At 65.5% G+C, this 16,024-nt stretch carries 15 protein-coding genes; 7 read left to right on the forward strand and 8 right to left on the reverse strand.

Annotated elements, in window-relative coordinates; translation table 11 throughout:
* Window positions 1-22 precede the first annotated feature (22 nt).
* Window positions 23-1,432 (reverse strand): succinylglutamate-semialdehyde dehydrogenase, encoded by a 1,410-nt coding sequence (gene astD, locus ACGGKE_RS00495; protein WP_394442081.1) that lies wholly within the window; start codon window positions 1,430-1,432, stop codon window positions 23-25.
* Window positions 1,433-1,437: 5 nt separating this feature from the next.
* A complete protein-coding gene (locus tag ACGGKE_RS00500; RefSeq protein ID WP_394439194.1) occupies window positions 1,438-2,478 on the reverse strand; it encodes a 2-oxoadipate dioxygenase/decarboxylase family protein in 1,041 nt (346 codons plus the stop codon).
* A gap of 88 nt (window positions 2,479-2,566) precedes the next feature.
* On the opposite strand from ACGGKE_RS00500, the gene gcvA reads away from it, so the two are divergent.
* On the forward strand, window positions 2,567-3,508 hold the full coding sequence (gene gcvA / locus ACGGKE_RS00505) for a transcriptional regulator GcvA (RefSeq protein WP_394439195.1): 942 nt from the start codon (window positions 2,567-2,569) through the stop codon (window positions 3,506-3,508).
* On the opposite strand, the gene ACGGKE_RS00510 is transcribed toward gcvA, so the two are convergent.
* Window positions 3,468-4,475, reverse strand: coding sequence for an SPOR domain-containing protein (locus tag ACGGKE_RS00510; protein WP_394442084.1), 1,008 nt, complete (start codon window positions 4,473-4,475; stop codon window positions 3,468-3,470). The two genes, gcvA and ACGGKE_RS00510, sit on opposite strands and share 41 nt — an antisense overlap.
* 169 nt (window positions 4,476-4,644) lie before the next feature.
* On the opposite strand from ACGGKE_RS00510, the gene ACGGKE_RS00515 reads away from it, so the two are divergent.
* The 4 genes from ACGGKE_RS00515 (at window position 4,645) to ACGGKE_RS00530 (ending at window position 8,940) form a co-directional block, all read left to right on the forward strand.
* Window positions 4,645-5,361 carry an AAA family ATPase gene (locus ACGGKE_RS00515; RefSeq protein ID WP_228165708.1) on the forward strand — a complete coding sequence of 239 codons (717 nt, stop codon included), beginning with the start codon at window positions 4,645-4,647 and terminating at the stop codon, window positions 5,359-5,361.
* A 14-nt stretch (window positions 5,362-5,375) separates the two neighbouring features.
* Window positions 5,376-5,933, forward strand: a complete 558-nt coding sequence (locus ACGGKE_RS00520) for a hypothetical protein (protein WP_394439196.1) — start codon at window positions 5,376-5,378, stop codon at window positions 5,931-5,933.
* 4 nt (window positions 5,934-5,937) lie between these two features.
* On the forward strand, window positions 5,938-7,257 hold the full coding sequence (locus ACGGKE_RS00525; protein ID WP_394442087.1) for a tetratricopeptide repeat protein: 1,320 nt from the start codon (window positions 5,938-5,940) through the stop codon (window positions 7,255-7,257).
* A gap of 432 nt (window positions 7,258-7,689) precedes the next feature.
* Window positions 7,690-8,940: a tyrosine-type recombinase/integrase gene (locus tag ACGGKE_RS00530; protein WP_051887101.1), complete on the forward strand. Its 1,251-nt coding sequence runs from the start codon at window positions 7,690-7,692 to the stop codon at window positions 8,938-8,940.
* Window positions 8,941-9,541: 601 nt separating this feature from the next.
* Here the strand turns inward: ACGGKE_RS00530 and ACGGKE_RS00535 are convergent.
* Window positions 9,542-10,474, reverse strand: a complete 933-nt coding sequence (locus ACGGKE_RS00535; RefSeq protein WP_037523217.1) for an electron transfer flavoprotein subunit alpha/FixB family protein — start codon at window positions 10,472-10,474, stop codon at window positions 9,542-9,544.
* Window positions 10,471-11,220, reverse strand: a complete 750-nt coding sequence (locus ACGGKE_RS00540; RefSeq protein WP_375188798.1) for an electron transfer flavoprotein subunit beta/FixA family protein — start codon at window positions 11,218-11,220, stop codon at window positions 10,471-10,473. The genes ACGGKE_RS00535 and ACGGKE_RS00540 overlap by 4 nt, the downstream gene beginning before the upstream one ends.
* Window positions 11,221-11,349: 129 nt before the next feature.
* Between ACGGKE_RS00540 and ACGGKE_RS00545 the strand changes: the two genes are divergently transcribed.
* Window positions 11,350-12,081 (forward strand): FadR/GntR family transcriptional regulator, encoded by a 732-nt coding sequence (locus ACGGKE_RS00545; protein WP_037521810.1) that lies wholly within the window; start codon window positions 11,350-11,352, stop codon window positions 12,079-12,081.
* Between the two features lie 112 nt (window positions 12,082-12,193).
* On the forward strand, window positions 12,194-13,393 hold the full coding sequence (locus ACGGKE_RS00550) for a CaiB/BaiF CoA transferase family protein (RefSeq protein ID WP_394439197.1): 1,200 nt from the start codon (window positions 12,194-12,196) through the stop codon (window positions 13,391-13,393).
* A 75-nt stretch (window positions 13,394-13,468) separates the two neighbouring features.
* Here the strand turns inward: ACGGKE_RS00550 and ACGGKE_RS00555 are convergent, their stop codons facing one another.
* The 3 genes from ACGGKE_RS00555 to istA form a co-directional block, all read right to left on the reverse strand.
* Window positions 13,469-13,603, reverse strand: coding sequence for an acyl-CoA dehydrogenase family protein (locus ACGGKE_RS00555; RefSeq protein WP_394439199.1), 135 nt, complete (start codon window positions 13,601-13,603; stop codon window positions 13,469-13,471).
* Between the two features lie 167 nt (window positions 13,604-13,770).
* Entirely contained in the window at window positions 13,771-14,499 is a 729-nt protein-coding gene (istB, locus tag ACGGKE_RS00560; protein ID WP_037482228.1) for an IS21-like element helper ATPase IstB, read from the reverse strand.
* Window positions 14,486-16,000: an IS21 family transposase gene (gene istA, locus ACGGKE_RS00565; RefSeq protein WP_394436753.1), complete on the reverse strand. Its 1,515-nt coding sequence runs from the start codon at window positions 15,998-16,000 to the stop codon at window positions 14,486-14,488. The genes istB and istA overlap by 14 nt, the downstream gene beginning before the upstream one ends.
* Window positions 16,001-16,024 lie beyond the last annotated feature (24 nt).

The raw sequence follows: 16,024 nt of genomic DNA on the forward strand, positions 1-16,024 counted from the left end.
AATGGTCGGGAAAGCCGTTGCCCTAAGCCGCTGCGCGGTTCAAGCCGTTAACCGGCACCGCAGTCACGCCATCGGCTTCGAAGCTCGCGATCGGATAGGCGCAATAGTCGGCCGCATAATAGGCGCTCGGCCGATGATTGCCCGATGCGCCCAGGCCGCCGAACGGCATGTTGCCCGCCGCGCCCGTGGTCGGCCGGTTGCGATTGACGACGCCGGCGCGGCTTTCCTCGACCACGCGCCGCCACAGCGCCTCGTCCTGCGAGACGAGTCCGGCGGAAAGGCCGAAGCTGGTGGCGTTGGCCGCGGCGATCGCCGCGTCGAAATTCACGACGCGAATGACCGACAGAACCGGTGCGAAGATTTCCGCGTCCGGCGCGTCGATCCCGGTGAGGTCGAGCATCGCCGGCGTGACGAAGGCGGCGCTGCGATCGGCCAGCCCTTCGAAGGGGCGTATCACCCGCGCGCCGCGCGCAATCAGATCGCTGACGGCGCGATGCGCGCTGGCCGCCGCCTGATCCGACACCAGCGGCCCCATGAAGGCGTCACCCGCCTCGTTCCAGGCCGCGATCGGCAGTTGCGCGGCAAGCGCGGCGGTCGCCTCGACGATCGCGTCGCCGCTCGCGCCTTCGGGCACGATCAGCCGGCGGGCGCAGGAACAGCGCTGGCCGGTGGTGATGAAGGCCGAATTGACGATGATCGACGCCGCTGCGTCCGGACTGTCCCAGGCGATCAGCGGATTATTGCCGCCCAGTTCCAGCGCCATGATGACGTGGGGCCGATCGACCAGCGCCCGGCGCAGCGCCGCGCCGGCTCCCGCCGATCCGGTGAAGAGCAGCCCGTCTATGTCGCTCGCGACCAGCGCCTCGCCCGTGGCCCGCCCGCCCTGGACGAGCGTCAGCAACCCGTCGGGCAATCCGGCCGCGGCCCAGGCGTCCGCCATGGCGGCGCCGGTGGCGGGCGTGATCTCCGACGGCTTGAAGACCACGGCATTGCCCGCGATCAGGGCGGGGACGATATGCCCGTTGGGCAGATGGCCGGGAAAATTATAGGGGCCCAGCACCGCCATCACGCCATGGCCGCGATGGCGCAGCACCGCGCGGCCGAAGGGCATGTGGGCGGCGCGCTCGCCAGTGCGCTCGGCATGCGCCTGGATCGATATCTCGACCTTGGCGATCATCGACCCGACTTCGGCGTCGCTTTCCCACAGCAGCTTGCCGGTTTCCCGGGCGATGAGTTGCGCCAGGTCCGCGCGGCGCTCGCTCAAAATCGCGGCATAGCGGCGCACCACCGCGATCCGGTCCTCCACGGGCGAGGCGCGCCAGCCAGGCAGGGCGGCGCGAGCGGCGGCGATGGCGCGGTCGCAATCGGCGGGGCGGGCGACCGGCCCTTCCCAGATCAGCTCGCGCGATGCGGGGTCGAAGGATTGCAGCATGTCGGTCACCGAATTGTCCCTTCCTGCGCGCCGTCGCGGGCGCTCGTCATGGCGAAGATGCCGGTCGCATTGCCCGTGTCGAAGGCAAGGTCGATAAGGCCCGTTTCAGGGTCGAGGTCGCGGCTGATGAATTCGAAGAAGGAGCCCGAAACCTGCCGCGTTTCGCCATCGGCGAAGGGGCGGGCGACCCGGTCGGCGCGAAAGGCTGTCTGGCGCACCCGGCCACTCGCGGAAATTTCCAGCCGCTCCTTCATCGGGCGGTCCTGCGCCTTCAGTTGCTGGGCCAGCGCCGCGACATCGGGCACCCGGTCCGTCGCATGATTGAAGGCATTGCCTTCGGTCGCGATCCAGGCCGCTTCGTTGGAGCGGGACAGAAGCAGTTGATAATCCTCGAACGAAGCCGGCTCATGCTGCCGGTCGAAGGCGGTCAGGATGGTGGGCATGGCGGCCAGCGCGACAGCGAAAGCGACAGCTTCACCGGCCGCGTAGCGCCGCAGCATCTCCCGAGCGGCGTCATCCAGCGGATCGCGCGACGTGCCGAAGACGCGGGCGGCGGCGGCGGCGAAGTCCGCATCGAAGCGATCGACATGAAGTTCGGACAGGAAGAATTGCGGGATGGCGTCGGGATAGTCGGCGTGGCGATAGGCGCGGCCGGTCATCTTCAGCCGGTCGAGCGGATAGACGGCGGCCATCTCATAGCCCAGCGGCAGGAAGATGCGGGTGAAGGCGTCCTCGCCCCCGGGCAGGGCGCCGGTCGGCCCATCGGGAAAGCGGATGCAGCGCAGCGCGCCATGGTCGAACAAGATTCTCCGCCCGCCGGCCAGCGCATCGGTGACATAGGCCGCGCCGCTGGGCACGCGGGTGAGCAGGTCGTGGAACAGGCCGACATTCATCGCCATGGCGAAGGCGGCGCGAGAGACATGCTCGCCGCGTTCCGCCAGCAGCGCCGGGTCGATCGCCAGCATGTCGAGCGTGCGACGTCCCTCCACTTCGCCCAGCGTGCCGGTCACCAGCCGCTCGATCGTGCCCATATTCTCATTTGACATATAAACGCTCCGGGATGACAGCCGCATTATCGCAGCGTAGACAGCGAAATCCAAATGGCATCCTGTCATCTGCTGATGAGGATAGGGAATGAAAGACAGCCGCAAATGGTTGCCTCCCATGGCGACGCTCACCGCGTTCGAGGCCGCCGTGCGCCATGGCGGCTTTTCCCGCGCGGGCGAGGAGATCGGCCTGACGCAAAGCGCGGTCAGCCGTCAGATCGCACAGCTGGAGGACATGCTCCAGACGCCGCTGTTCGTCCGTATCGGCCGTCGCGTCCGGCTCAACGAAGCGGGCCGCGCCTATGCCGACGATCTGCTGCCCGCGCTCGATCGCATCCGCCGCGCCACGGCCCGCGCGTCGGCGCGACCCGCGCAGACGGCGCTGCGGATCGCGACGCTGCCCAGCTTCGGCATGCGCTGGCTCGCGCCGCGCCTGCCGCATCTCAGCGCGCGCCATCCCGACCTGGTGATCGATTTCGCCGCTCGCTCGCAGCCCTTCGATTTCGGCCATGAGGAATTCGACGCAGCTGTCCATTTCGGTGTCGTGAAAGATTGGCCGGGGGTAGCGATGGACTTCCTGTTTCGCGAAGAAGCGGTGCCGGTCTGCGCGCCCGCCTGGCTCGCTGCGCATCCGCTGCGCACCCCCGCGGACCTGCTGAGCGTGCCGCTGCTCAGCCAGACGTCGCGCCGCGACGCCTGGCCGCGCTGGCTGGCGGCGGCCGGGGTGGATGGGTCCGCGCTCGCGCCCGGCCCGACCTTCGAACATTTCCTGATGCTGGCGCAGGCGTCCGCGGCGGGGGCGGGCGTTGCGCTGATCCCCAGCTTCCTGATCCGGCCCGAACTGGAGGCGGGAACGCTGGTCGTTCCTTTCGCGCGTCCGATGTCGAGCGAGCAGGCCTATTATCTCGTCTACCCGCCCGAGGCGCTGGCCAATCCCGCCGTGGCGCAGTTTCGTAACTGGATGCTGGAACAGGCGCGCGCCCGCGCCGTCACTTCCGCGTCGCGAAGCAATCCGCGCCCGCGGCCTTGATCCGGCCGCACAGCCGTTCCGCGTCGCCGCTGCTGGCGATCGGTCCGGCCTGCAGCCGCGTCACGCTGCCGGCGCGGACGAAGAAGGGCTGATAGGCGGACAGGCCGCCGACCTTGGCGGTCAGCCGGTTCCACAAGCTGCGCGCGCCGCCATCCTGGCTGAACGCGCCGAGCTGCACGCGCCAGTCGCCCGAAGCGGCCGGGGCCGGCGCGGCGGGCGCAGGCTTGGATGGAAGCGCGGGTGGCGGCGGAGTCGTCGCTCGCTGGGCGGGCCTGGGCTGGGGGGAAGGGGTGGGGGGCGGCGGCGTCGCCGGCTTCGGCGCGGGACGCTCGGCCGTGCGCACCGGTGGGGGATTGGGGCGGGTCGGCGCGGCCGGTGCGCTTGCCAGCGTCTCGCCCTTGCCCTTCTCCAGGCTCGCCGCCATGGCCAGGCCCTGCCTGCGCTGGTCGTCGGGAATATATTTGTCCATCTGCGCCAGGCTGGTCGTCGCCTGGGTGAGGCCGGACGCCGACGCGCGGCTCATCAGCGCATAGGCGCGCACCCAATCCTTGCCGATCAGGTCGCCGTTGAACAGCGCGGTGCCGACAATATACTGGGCGCGCGGTTCGCCCCGCAAGGCTGCACGCTGAAGATAGGGCATGGCGTCGGCGCGATCGCCCTGCTGGAACATCAGCAGGCCCAGATTGTCCTCGGCGCGCAGATGGCCCTGCGCCGCCGCCTTGCGATACCAGTCCAGCGCGACGGGAACGTCCGATTGCACGCCCCGGCCAAGCTTGTAGGCCTGGCCCATGTTGAACTGCGCATCGGGATCGCCGGCCTGGGCGAGCGGCCGCCACTCGGCGATGGCGCGGGCATAGTCGCCCTGCTGCCAGGCGTCGACGCCCGCCTTCACATCCGCCAGCGCCGGGGAGCCCAGGCCCAGCATCACCGCCAGCGCTGCCGCTCCGATCATCCGTCCTGCCTGCATCTGCGTCATGCTCCTGCCCAGTCTCCGTCGGGGGCCATCTAGCCCGAATGAGGTTAAAAGCCTGTTAGCATAGACCGCCGCGGACATAGACCTGTTTGCGCGGTTAACCAAATCTTAGGCGCGCCCATGGCACATCGGCCCGGAATGGGAATTTCTTCGGGGGAAGTGCGTGCGGATTCTGGCATTGGCATCGCAGAAGGGCGGATCGGGCAAGACGACCCTGTCGGGGCATCTGGCGGTGCAGGCGCAGCGTGCCGGCGCCGGGCCGGTCGTGCTGATCGACATCGATCCGCAGGGTTCGCTGGCCGACTGGTGGAATGAGCGCGAGGCCGAATTCCCCGCATTCGCCCAGACCACCGTGGCGCGCCTGTCTTCCGACCTGGAAATTTTGCGGCAGCAGGGGTTCAAGCTGGCCGTCATCGACACGCCGCCCGCCATCACCATGGCGATCCAGAGCGTCATTTCCGTCGCCGAACTGATCGTGGTGCCGACCCGGCCCAGCCCGCACGACCTGCGCGCCGTGGGCGCGACCGTGGACCTGTGCGAGCGCGCGGGCAAACCGCTGATCTTCGTCGTCAACGCCGCTACCCCCAAGGCGCGGATCACGTCCGAAGCCGCCGTCGCCCTGTCGCAGCATGGCACGGTCGCGCCGGTGACATTGCATCACCGCACCGATTTCGCGGCGTCGATGATCGATGGACGCACTGTGATGGAAGTCGACCCGCGCGGGCGCTCCGCCGGCGAGGTCGAGGCGCTGTGGACTTATGTGTCCGATCGCTTGGAGAAGAATTTCCGCCGTACGGTGTTTTCCGTGCCCCATGGCAGCGTCGGCACCGTCGCCGCGCGCCCGATCGGTGGCGGCTTCGGCCGCCGCGTCAGCCAGTAAGAGGAGGATAGCATATGGGTGAACCCAAGCCGCTCGCGTCGCTGACCTCCGGCCTGCTTGCCCGCAAGGGCGCGGCCCAGCCCGCCATGCGCCGCCCGATGCTGGGCTTTGGCCACGGTCCGGCGACCGCGCTGCAGCAGGATGATCTGGGCTGGAACGACATGGGCTTCGATGTCGAGCCCGCGCCGCAGCCCGTCGAGCAGCCGGTCGCGATCGGCCTCACCCCCATGGGCGCGACGCTGAGCGCGCCGGTGCCCGCCGTGGTGGCGGAGCGCGAGGAATTGGCCGAACGGATCGCCGCGACGCCGGCCCCGGTCAAGGCGCCCCGCGCCAAGGCGGCGAGCCGCACCAAGCCGGAAAGCCCGCCCGCGCGCGATCGCAAGGCCGCCTTCACGCTGCGCCTCGACGCGGAGCGCCATCTCAAGCTGCGCCTTGCCAGCGCCGTGACCGGCCGATCCGCGCAGCAGATTGTGTGCCAGGCGCTGGATGATTTCCTCACGACCCTGCCGGAAATCGACCGGCTGGCCGACCAGTTGCCGCAGGCGCGGCGCAAGATGACGAAGGGTGGGTAAGATGATGACGCGCACGACGTTCGGAAAGGCGGCGATTTCCTCGCTGATCGTCGCCACCACCATGGTTGGTTGCTCGGGGGCGGCATTCCACCCCCGCGCCTCCATGTCGCAGCCCAAGGGCGATCCGGCGAAGCTGGCCGCTCGGGCCGCCGAGGCGCTGGACGATCGCGACGCCGATGACGCGGTCCGCTCGGCCGAGGCCGCCGTCCAGCTGGCACCGCAAAATGCCGGTTATCGCCAGCTTCTGGGCCGCGCCTATGTGCTGGCCGGGCGCTTCGCTTCGGCAGAGACCGCGCTGTCGGACGCTTTGGCGCTGGGCAGCAGCGACGCGCGCACCATCGTCAGCCTGGCGCTGGTGCAGGTGGCGCAGCGACGCCCGGAGGCGGCGCGCAGCCTGCTCGCCGGCCATGCCGACACGATCCCCGCATCCGACTATGGCCTGGCGATGGCGATGGCGGGCGATGCGGACGAGGGCGTGCGCATCCTGTCGCAGGCGATCCACGATCCCTCCGCCACCGCGCGCACGCGCCAGAACCTGGCCTATGCCTATGCGCTGGCCGGCCGATGGAAGGATGCGCGGCTGGTCGTCGGCATGGATCTCGATCCGACCGACGCCAACAAGCGCGTCACCGAATGGGCGCAGGTCGCCGCCCCGGGGCTCGCACCGCAGCGCGTCGCCGCGCTGATGGGCGTCACGATGAACGACGCCGACCAGGGGCAGCCCGCGATGCTGGCGCTGGCGCCCGCGCCCGCGCCGGCTGCCGATCCCGTCGCCCTGGCCGCCGCGCCCGAAGCCGCGCCTCAGCCCGATGCGCAGGTCCAGCCTGTATCGCTGGCGGATGTTGCGCCGCAGGTTCAGCCGGTGCCTCAGCCTGCCGTTCAGGCCGCGCCGATCACGCGCGTCGCCGTGCGCGAAGCCGCGCAGCCAAAGGCGCAGCCGCGCGTCCAGCAGCACGTCGCACGGCAGCCGGTCGCCCGCATGCAGAAGGCCGCCTTCATCAAGCCGGTCGGCAATGCCAGCGACTGGGTCGTGCAATTGGGCGCCTATGACAGCGCCGCCGTCGCGCGCGAAAAATGGATGGGCATGGCGGGGCGCAACAGCGCGCTGGCGGCCTTCCCGGTGCTGACCAGCCAGGCGACGGTCAAGGGCCGCCTCTATCATCGCCTAGCCGTCAGCGGCTTTGCCAGTCGTGCCGACGCGATGACCGCCTGCCGCATGATCCGGTCGCAGCGCGGCCAATGCTTCGTGCGCGAAACCGCGCCCAATGCGACGCCGCAGCGCTGGGCCGTATCCGGCCGCGGCCGGCAATACGCCGCGCGCTGATCTCTCCCTCCCAGGCGTGACTGGAGCGCGCGGAGCCTTCCCGGCTTTGCGCGCTTTCAAGGCATTCCGGGACTGGCCGCCAGCACAAGCGAAACGATAGGGGCGAACGCGGCGGGCATCGAAGGAGCCAGTCGAGGACAAATGCCAAGAGCCTTGCGGCCCGTTGAAAGTCATCAACGATGCCGGGTCAAAGGGACATAGGTGAATTGGCTGATGGTGACCCCTACGGGAATCGAACCCGTGTTTCAGCCGTGAGAGAGCGCCGTCAAGACGTCTGGGGATGCCCTAGGACACCTTCAATTTCATATACTTAGCGCTCTGCCATCCTTGTTGATCCGAGGCAATCCTGCTATAGCAAAAGGACAAGAAATCGGATGGTCCCTTTCGCTTATGGCTCGCCTAGTTGCCGACGTTCGTATCCAGGATCGGGCCGTGCGCCTGCGCCTGCCGGTCAAGACCAAGGCCTATTGGCGGCTCGTCTCCGAGGGCTTCCATATCGGCTATTACAAAGGCGCGCGGAAGGTCAGCTGGGTGGTCCGTTTTCGGCGCACCGACGTGCCTAATGCCTATTTGAACGCGACGTTGGGCGAGCCGGACGATGTCCGTGCCGCTGACGATGATACGATCCTCAGCTGGAAGCAGGCGCTGGCAAAGGCGCTCGAATGGGTCGAGCGGCAGACGAACGGTGCGCCGGCGGCGCTAGACCCCAACATCACCGTCGGGATGGCGATCTCGGCCTATGTCGTGCGACGCGATGCGCGGCGCGCGGCGCAGGCGGGGAGGGAGGTCCGGTCGGACGCGCACTACAAGCTCAACAAGCATGTCCTTGGCGACAAGCAGATGGCAGGACTGGCACTCAAGGATTTGTCAGAAGCGGATTTACGCGCTTGGCAGAAGCGGCTGGCGCGGCAGAAGTTCACCAGTACGCAGCGACTGCTCAACGATTTCAAGGCAGCCCTCAATGCGGCTTGGGCTGAGCATCGTAAGGTCCTTCCGGTCGATCTGCCGCTGACCATCAAATATGGATTGTCCCTCGAGGCCCCGGCCGTCACCGAGTCCAAGGCCCGAGAGAACCAAATTTTGGCCGATGCCGAGGTGCGCCGGATCGTCGCGGCAGCCTGCGCGATGGACGCGGATCTGGGGCGCCTGGTCGCGGTCATGGCGGCGACCGGTGCGCGCTTCGCGCAGCTGCGGCGAATGCAGGTCGCAGACGCTTTGCTCGAGCGGAACCGGCTCATGATCCCGCAATCCTACAAGGGTAACAAAAAGAGTAACGAGCATATTCGCGTAGCGATCGGCGACGATATCGTCGAACTGCTGCGGCCGATCGTTGCGGACCGGTCGTTAAGTGCACCATTGCTCGAGCGCTGGCGTGTCCGTCAGGTATCTGCGGTCAAATGGGAACGCTATGAGCGTGGTCCATGGAAGTCTCCGTCAGAAATGACCCGTAGCTGGAACTTGGTTGTGAAGGAGGCGGGGTTGCCGGCTGCGACCATCCCCTACGCTCTGCGGCACAGTTCGATTGTACGCGGCTTGCGCATGGGCTTGCCGATCCGGCTCGTAGCAGCACTTCACGATACCTCTGTGGTTATGATCGAGCGCCATTATTCGCGGTGGATCGTCGATGGGCTTGACGATCTCGTCGCCCGGGCTGTCGTCCCGCTGATTGGCACCGCTGTCTGACGTTGCGCATCGCTTCATGCGAGCAGGCGCGGGACCGAGCCGAAACTCTTTCGCTCATCAATGACCTGGCATTGGGGAAAGGGAGCTATACTGATCGGGGCTAATTGAATTGAGCGCCTAACTGCAATGGTTGAGCGAAGTGCGGCTGGACTACCGCAGACCCTCCACGGAGCTAAGATCAGAAATCATCGATCGATCCAGGACATGAATGTGGGGCGCATCGACCGTAGCGGGTATGGATGCCTCGCCAGTCCTTGAACCTGCCGAACATATTCTTGATCCTGTGGCGCTGGCGATACAGCATGGTGTCGTGCGGGATCGGGTCCTTCCGGTTTACCTTTGACGGGATGCAGGCCGCAATGTTGCGTTCGGTGAGGGCTTTGCGGAACCAGTCGGCGTCATAGCCTCAATCGCCGAACAGAGCTTTGGCACGGAGCAAGGCGTCGAGCTTCAGTGCGGCTACCTTGTAGTCGCTCATATGGGATTTGCTCAGCAGTGCGACCAGCGGTCGGCCTTTGCCATCGCACACAATGTGGAGATTCAGAAAGGAAAGTGCGTGGGGATCACTCCCCACGCCCTTACCTACTCAAGCCAAATCAGCTTACAGCTTGCCGATCAGTTCCGGCACCACCTTGAACAGGTCACCGACCAGGCCGATGTCGGCCACCTGGAAGATCGGCGCATCCTCGTCCTTGTTGATGGCGACGATGGTCTTGCTGTCCTTCATGCCGGCCAGATGCTGGATCGCGCCGGAAATGCCGACGGCGATATAGACTTCCGGGGCGACGATCTTGCCGGTCTGGCCGACCTGATAATCGTTGGGGACATAGCCCGCATCGACCGCAGCGCGCGAGGCACCGACGGCCGCGCCCAGCTTGTCGGCCAGCGGCATGATATATTCCTCGAAGGTCGGACCGTCCTTGAGCGCACGGCCACCCGACACGATCGCCTTGGCGCTGGTCAGCTCGGGGCGTTCCAGCTTGGCGATCTCGGCGCCGACGAAGGAGGAAATGCCCTTGTCGCCGGTCGAGGCCACGGCTTCCACCGCGCCGCTGCCGCCGTCCTTGGCCGCCTTTTCAAAGGCCGTGCCGCGAACGGTGATGACCTTCTTGGCGTCCTTCGACTTGACCGTCGCAATCGCGTTGCCGGCATAGATCGGCCGAGTGAAGGTATCTTCGCTCTCGACCGACAGGATGTCGCTGATCTGCATGACATCGAGCAGGGCGGCGACGCGCGGCGCGATATTCTTGCCGTTGCTGGTGGCCGGCGCGACGAACGCATCATGATGGCCCATCAGCTCGACGATCAGCGGCGCGACATTCTCCGGCAGCGCATGGCCAAAGGCCGCGTCATCGGCGACATGGACCTTGCCCACGCCGGCAATCTTGGCGGCTTCGGCGGCAACGCCGTCGACGCCCTGGCCGGCGACCAGCAGATGGACTTCACCCAGCTTGGCTGCAGCGGTCACGGCGGAAAGGGTCGCGTCCTTGACGGCGCCGCCCTCATGTTCAACCCAAACGAGCGTCTTCGTCATGCTGCAACTCCCAGAGCCTTGAGCTTGGCCACCAGTTCATCGACGTCGGCAACCTTGATGCCGGCCGAGCGCTTGGGCGGTTCGGAGACCTTGAGCGTCTCCAGACGGGCGGCAATATCGACGCCGTAATCAGCCGGGGTCTTGTTCGCCAGCGGCTTGGACTTGGCCTTCATGATGTTCGGCAGCGACGCATAGCGCGGCTCGTTGAGGCGCAGGTCGGTGGTGATGATCGCCGGGGTGTTGAGCTTCACCGTCTCCAGGCCGCCATCGACTTCGCGGGTGACGTTGACCTTGTCGCCCTCGACCTCGACCTTGCTGGCAAAGGTGCCCTGCGGCAGGTTCAACAGCGCGGCCAGCATCTGGCCGGTCTGGTTGCTGTCGTCGTCGATCGCCTGCTTGCCCAGGATGATCAGGCCAGCGCCTTCCTCTTCCTGAACCTTGGCGAGCAGCTTGGCGACACCCAGCGGTTCGACCTCATCATCGGTCTGGATCAGGATGGCGCGGTCCGCGCCCATCGCCAGCGCCGTGCGCAGCGTTTCCTGCGTCTTGGCGACGCCGATCGATACCGCCACGACCTCGGTCGCCGCGCCCTTTTCCTTCAGGCGAATGGCTTCCTCGACGGCGATTTCGTCGAACGGGTTCATGCTCATCTTGACGTTGGCCAGGTCCACGCCCGTGCCATCCGCCTTCACGCGCGGCTTTACGTTGTAATCGATAACCCGCTTCACGGGCACAAGGATCTTCATAGAAACCTTCCTCTCTGTAATGGTCGGACCATTATTAGAATGGATTTGGCTGTCAATAGGTTTCGGTCTGGCCATTGCGCCTTTCAGGGCGACCACTATAGATTGCTGTTATCATTCGGAGCTTATGACATGGCGCTCACGCCTTCGACCAAACCCAGTTTCGCCCCCATAAAAACGCAGAGGGCATTTGAGATCATTTGCGAGCAGATACGGGCGCAACTGGCTGCGGGAAGTTTGAAAGCCGGCGATAAATTGCCGGCTGAACGAGAGTTGGCAGCAGAGTTCCAGGTCAGCCGCAGCGCCCTGCGGGAAGCATTGCGCAGTCTGGAAGTTGCCGGCATCATCCGCAATGTGAAGGGGGTGAAGGGCGGGGCGTTCGTGCAGACAGCCGAACCGGATCGCATCGTGCAGGCGATGCAGGATTATGTGCATCTGGGCGATATTTCTCTCGCCGAACTGACAGAGGCACGGCTGGCGCTTCAGGATATCATCGTGCGACTGGCGTGCGAGCGGGCGACCGAGGCCGATCTGGCTGATCTGGAAGCGATAGCGGCACGAACGAAGCAGGAAAGCGATGTCGAAGCGCGCTATCAATGTGCGGTGGAATACTATGCGGTGTTGGCCCGTGCGACGGGGAACCGCATTTTCGGCATTTTCGTGAATTCGCTCTCTGCGATTCTGCACGAGTTCGTGCGGGGGCCGGATTATGAGATGCTGCAACAGTCGCTGATCGAATCCCGCTTCAGATTGGTGCGCCATCTGCGCGCCAATGACAGTGATGCGGCCGTCGCGGAAATGCGCAAGCATCTGGAGCGCGTGCATCGCCATGTGCGCAAGAACAGCAAGGCAGCCAGGGGCTGATAGTCCCCATAACCCAATAACCGGATAAGGGCCCATCCGTGCCGCCATCTGGCAGTTGACCCATCTTGCACCTCATGTGATAGGTAGGACCATTAAATATTAAGTCCTAATCATGGGTGAGGATATGGCGGAAAACGGGATGGCTGTCAGCGCAGGGGCACTGGACGGGGTGCGCGTGCTGGATTTTACCAGTGTCATGGCGGGGCCTTTCGCCACGCGGATGCTGGCCGATCTTGGCGCGCAGGTGATCAAGGTGGAGTCGCTAGAGGGCGATCAGGTGCGGGCGCGGCCGCCGCTACGTGAAGGGTTCAGCGCCTATTTCGGCAACCTTAACGCAGGCAAGCAGAGCATCGCGTGCAACCTGAAATCACCCGAAATGGTGGCGCTGATCAAGCAGATGGTTGCAAACTGCGATGTGCTGGTGGAAAATTTCAGGCCGGGCGTGATGCAGCGGTTCGGGCTGGATTATGCTACGCTGCAGGACATCAATCCCCGCCTCATCTACTGTTCCATCTCCGGCTATGGCCAGACGGGGCCAAAAGCGCTGTTCCCGGCCTATGCGCCCGTCATCCATGCGGCCAGCGGCTTCGACATGGTCAATCTACGTTATCAGGACGGGGCGGAACGACCGGCGACCAGCGGCATATTCGTTGCGGACGTTCTGGGCGGAACCCATGCCTTCGGTGCGATTCAGGCTGCGCTCTACCAGCGTGAACGGACGGGCGAGGGGCAGCATATCGACGTATCCATGCTCGAAGCGATGGTCGGCATGCTGGTGTTCGAAACGCAGGAGGCGCAATTTCCCGGCGACGCCCGGCGCCCGCTCTATACGCCGCTCAAGACCCGCGATGGGTTCATCATGGTTGCGCCAACATCACCGCGCAATTTCGAGCAGCTTGCCGATGCGGTTGGTCATCCGGAATGGCGGGACGATCCGCGCTTCCGCACCAGTGCCGATCGTAACGCTAATTGGGCGACCCTGCTGGCCTTGACCGAAAAATGGACAGAGCAGCATCTTGCTGAGGAAGCGGAAACGATCCTTTCGGGGTACGGCGTTCCTTGCGCGCGCTATCGCGAGATAGGCGAACTGCTGGACGATCCGCAACTGGCGGTGCGTGGCGCCTTTGCCGAGATAGCGGATGGCGCCGGGCGCTACAAAGTGTCCAATCCGCCGTTCCGTATGAGTGGCTCGCGGGTCGAAGCGCGCGATCATGTGTCATGTCTGGGGCAGGATGGCGCAGCACTTCTGGCCGGACTTGGGCTGGATGACGACCGGATCGCAACCTTGCGAGAGAAGGGCGATCTGCTCTGACAGGAAAAGGGCGGGGATATACCCGCCCTTGCAAGGATCGAAGAGCGGGAGGCGTTGCGCGTCCCGCCCTTAATTTTATCGCAGCAGTTCGCGCGCGATCGTGTTCTTCTGGATTTCCGACGATCCTTCATAGATGCGGGTGATGCGAATGTCGCGATAGAGACGTTCGACCGCAAAGCCCCGGCAATAGCCGGTGCCGCCGAATGTCAATCGGCGTGCAAACGGGACCCCCGATCGGCGCGCAAAAGGGACCCCCTTTCAAGGATGCCACGACGGTCGAGGAACGCGCCTTGCGCTGCGCGCGGCGTAGGGAGGGCGGAGCCCGACCGGAGGCGCGCGCAGCGCAAAGCATCTTAATCCCGGCGTGCGGCGGGGGATCAGTTTCGGTTCTTGAAGCGCCAGCTGTCATTGCCGGTCTCGATGATGTCGCAATGGTGGGTGACGCGATCGAGGAGAGCGGTGGTCATCTTGGGGTCGCCGAACACCGTCGGCCATTCCCCGAACGCCAGGTTGGTCGTGATGATGACGCTGGTTTGCTCGTAAAGTTTGCTGACCAGATGGAACAGCAACTGCCCGCCTGAACGGGCGAAGGGAAGATAGCCAAGCTCATCGAGCACGACGAGGTCGAGGCGAGAGAGCTGGGCGGCAAGCGCGCCGCTTTTTCCGATCCGGGCTTCCTCTTCGAGGCGGGTCACCAGATCCACGGTGTTGAAGTAACGCCCCCGCGCTCCAGCGCGGACGACATTGGCGGTGATGGCGATGGCCAGATGGGTTTTGCCGGTGCCGGTGCCACCGACCAGGACGACATTGCGCCGTGCGGGCAGGAACGCCCCGCCGTGCAGCGAACGGACCAGCCCCTCGTTGATCGGCGTCCCCTCGAAGTGGAAGGCATCAATGTCCTTCACCACCGGTAGCTTGGCGGCCGCCATCCGGTATCGGATCGAGGCGGCGTGGCGGTGCGTTGCCTCCGCACGCAGCAGATCGGTCAGTATCTCCATCGTCGTGCGCTGGCGCTGAAGCCCTGTGGTGACGGCCTCATCGAACGCGCCGGCCATCCCCTTGAGTCCGAGCCCGCGCATCGCGTCGATCATGTCATGCCGCTGCATGGAAGTTCCTCAGTTGGTCGTAACGGGAACAGTCGGCGATCGGCGGATGCCGCAGGGCATTGTCCTCCGACGTGACGATCGTCAGCGGTCGCGGCGGTTCGCGGCGCCGTGCCAGGATATTGAGGATCAAGTCGTCGCTCGCCGTGCCGGTTGCCAGTGCCTCCCGCACGGCGGCTTCGACGAGTTCCAGGCCATCGGTCAGCACGGCCGCCAGCACGCGCACGAACCGCCGATCGGCATCATCGCCGTTGCCCAGCTTGCGTCGCAACCGGGCGAGCGCCGGCGGCAGTTCCCAGTCCTGGAAGGGTGCGCCGTTGCGTAAAGCGCCGGGCTTGCGGGCCAGCACCGGCAGATAGTGCCAGGGATCATAGATGGTGCGGTTCCGCCCGAAGAAGCGGGGATGCTCAGCGACGACCTCATCGCCGCATCGCACGACAATGCGGTCGGCATAGGCCCGAACCTGCACCGTGCGCCGCGCCACCGTCGAGAGGACCGAGTAACGGTTGCGATCGTAGCTGATCAGGCAGGTGCCCGACACGCCGTGCTCGCTCTCGTTGAAGCCGTCGAACGGCCCCAGCATCGACTGTAATGCAGGACGTTCCATCTCCAGCATCTGCGCCACGGTCTGGTCGCCCTGCTCAGGATGGGCCTGCCGTTCGGCCCAGCGTCGGCACTCAGCTTCCAGCCAGCCATTGAGCTCCTCGAGGCTGGCGAACCGCAGACGGGGCTGGAAGAAGCGTCCCCGGATCGTCTGCACCTGGTTCTCGACCTGACCCTTCTCCCATCCCGCCGCCGGCGAGCAGGCCGTGGGCTCGACCATATAATGGTCGGCCATGATCAGGAACCGCCGGTTGAACACCCGGTCCTTGCCGGTGAACACGCTCGTCACCGCCGTCTTCATATTATCGTAGATGCCGCGCCGGGGCACGCCGCCGAAGAAGGCAAAGCCGCGCGCATGCGCGTCGAACAGCATCTCCTGGGTCTCGCGTGGATAGGCCCGGACATACACAGCCCGCGATGCGCACAGCCTCATGTGCGCGACCTTTACCCGCATCGGCTTGCCGGCGATCTCGACATCCTCGTGGCTCCAATCGAACTGGTAGGCCTCGCCGGGCTGGAACAGCATCGGAATGAAGGCCGTCGTCCCGTCGCCGACATCCCTGCGCCGCTCGATCTTCCACCGCGCCGCATAGCGGCGCACGGCATCGTAAGAGCCCTCGAAACCCTCACGCACCAGAAGGTCGTGGATACGGGTCATCCGAAGCCGGTCACGTCGGCCCCGTACCTCGTTCTCTTCCAGCAGCACATCCAGCCGATCCTGAAACGGACCGATCCGCGGCAGCGGCTGAACCTTGCGTCGATAATCAAATGCGCCTTCCGGCGCCCGGATCGCCTTGCGGATTACCTTCCGCGACACATGCAGATCACGCGCGATCGCCTTGATCGCCTTCCCGCCGGCATACTCACGCCGGATACGAACCACTGTCTCCAAAACCAACATCCCGATCTCGCCGCATGAACTTCC

The organism is Sphingobium naphthae (assembly GCF_043589935.1).
In the GTDB taxonomy this organism is placed as follows: Bacteria; Pseudomonadota; Alphaproteobacteria; order Sphingomonadales; family Sphingomonadaceae; genus Sphingobium; species Sphingobium naphthae_A.

Bases quoted from the DNA above. Each gene is read 5' to 3' on its own strand.
- istA (WP_394436753.1), bottom strand. From the start codon at position 16,000: ATGTTGGTTTTGGAGACAGTGGTTCGTATCCGGCGTGAGTATGCCGGC.
- ACGGKE_RS00535 (WP_037523217.1), bottom strand. From the start codon at position 10,474: ATGACGAAGACGCTCGTTTGGGTTGAACATGAGGGCGGCGCCGTCAAG.
- ACGGKE_RS00550 (WP_394439197.1), top strand. From the start codon at position 12,194: ATGGGTGAGGATATGGCGGAAAACGGGATGGCTGTCAGCGCAGGGGCA.
- ACGGKE_RS00520 (WP_394439196.1), top strand. From the start codon at position 5,376: ATGGGTGAACCCAAGCCGCTCGCGTCGCTGACCTCCGGCCTGCTTGCC.
- gcvA (WP_394439195.1), top strand. From the start codon at position 2,567: ATGAAAGACAGCCGCAAATGGTTGCCTCCCATGGCGACGCTCACCGCG.
- ACGGKE_RS00510 (WP_394442084.1), bottom strand. From the start codon at position 4,475: ATGCAGGCAGGACGGATGATCGGAGCGGCAGCGCTGGCGGTGATGCTG.
- ACGGKE_RS00500 (WP_394439194.1), bottom strand. From the start codon at position 2,478: ATGTCAAATGAGAATATGGGCACGATCGAGCGGCTGGTGACCGGCACG.
- astD (WP_394442081.1), bottom strand. From the start codon at position 1,432: ATGCTGCAATCCTTCGACCCCGCATCGCGCGAGCTGATCTGGGAAGGG.
- istB (WP_037482228.1), bottom strand. From the start codon at position 14,499: ATGCAGCGGCATGACATGATCGACGCGATGCGCGGGCTCGGACTCAAG.
- ACGGKE_RS00525 (WP_394442087.1), top strand. From the start codon at position 5,938: ATGACGCGCACGACGTTCGGAAAGGCGGCGATTTCCTCGCTGATCGTC.
- ACGGKE_RS00540 (WP_375188798.1), bottom strand. From the start codon at position 11,220: ATGAAGATCCTTGTGCCCGTGAAGCGGGTTATCGATTACAACGTAAAG.
- ACGGKE_RS00545 (WP_037521810.1), top strand. From the start codon at position 11,350: ATGGCGCTCACGCCTTCGACCAAACCCAGTTTCGCCCCCATAAAAACG.